At 75.8% G+C, this 1,049-nt stretch carries 1 protein-coding gene; it reads left to right on the forward strand.

Features of this window, described 5'->3' with window-relative positions:
• Positions 1-104 precede the first annotated feature (104 nt).
• Positions 105-935 (forward strand): helix-turn-helix transcriptional regulator, encoded by an 831-nt coding sequence (locus tag ACTIDRAF_RS0224975; RefSeq protein ID WP_016701389.1) that lies wholly within the window; start codon positions 105-107, stop codon positions 933-935.
• The last annotated feature ends 114 nt before the right edge of the window (positions 936-1,049 follow it).

Genomic DNA, 1,049 nt, shown 5'->3' on the forward strand with positions numbered 1-1,049 from the left:
CGGGGTGGCGGGGTGGGGGGCAGGGTCAGCGGGGGCCGGTCGGGGCGTGCCTGGGTGTGCCGCACCCAGGCACCGGGCGGGCACACCGGCCTAGGCTCGCGGACATGGGTGTCGAGGGTCTGGGTGAGTTCCTCCGGGCGCGCCGCTCGCGCCGACGTCCGGAGGACGCCGCCGTGGTGTTCACCGGGCAGCGCCGTGTCCCGGGGCTGCGCCGCGAGGAGGTGGCCGTGCTGGCCGGGGTGAACGTCGACTACTACACCCGCCTGGAGCAGGGCCGGGAACGACATCCCTCGGGGCAGGTCCTCGACGCGCTGAGCCGGGCCCTGGACCTGGACGAGGACGCCCGCGACCACCTGTACCGGTTGGCGGGGGCTCCCCCGGCCGAGGTCCGTCCGGCGGTGGAGGTGGTGAGCCCCACGCTGCGGGCGCTGTTGGACGGTTACCCCGGGACACCCGCCTTCGTCCTCGGTCGCCGACTGGACGTGTTGGCCCGCAACGCGCTGGCCGACGCCCTGTACTCGCCGTTCACCGTGGTGGACAACCTGGCGAGGATGGTGTTCCTCGACCCGGTGGCGCCCCGCTTCCACCCCCGCTGGCGGTGGGTGGCGCAGGCCACGGTGGGCAGCCTGCGGGAGGGGGCCGGGTACGAACCCGGGTCGGCGGCGCTGGCGGACCTGGTGCGGGAGCTGAGCGCGGGCAGCGCCGTCTTCCGCGAGCTGTGGGCCCACCACGCGGTGCGGGGCAAGACCCGGGACGCCAAGGACTTCGACCACCCGGCGGTGGGGCCGCTCACCTTGTCCTACGAGTCCTTCGACGTGCGGGGCGCCCCGGGGCAGCAGCTGGTGATCTACCACGCCGAACCGGGAAGCCCCAGCGCTCGGGCGCTCACGCTGTTGGGCACGCTGAACGCGACCAGCCGCGTCGGGGACACCTGAGCCCAGCCGGCTCGCCCTCGCCGCCGGCGAGGGCACCGCGCGGTGCCGCGAGGTCCACGCCGTCCGGCGGGCAGGCGGGGTGGGGCGGCGGGAGGACCGGGCGGTGAAGTGGGA

The sequence above is a fragment of the Actinoalloteichus spitiensis RMV-1378 genome (assembly GCF_000239155.1).
In the GTDB taxonomy this organism is placed as follows: Bacteria; Actinomycetota; Actinomycetes; order Mycobacteriales; family Pseudonocardiaceae; genus Actinoalloteichus_B; species Actinoalloteichus_B spitiensis.

What these genes read in the sequence shown, in the direction of transcription:
- ACTIDRAF_RS0224975 (WP_016701389.1), top strand. Translation starts at nt 105, where the DNA reads ATGGGTGTCGAGGGTCTGGGTGAGTTCCTCCGGGCGCGCCGCTCGCGC.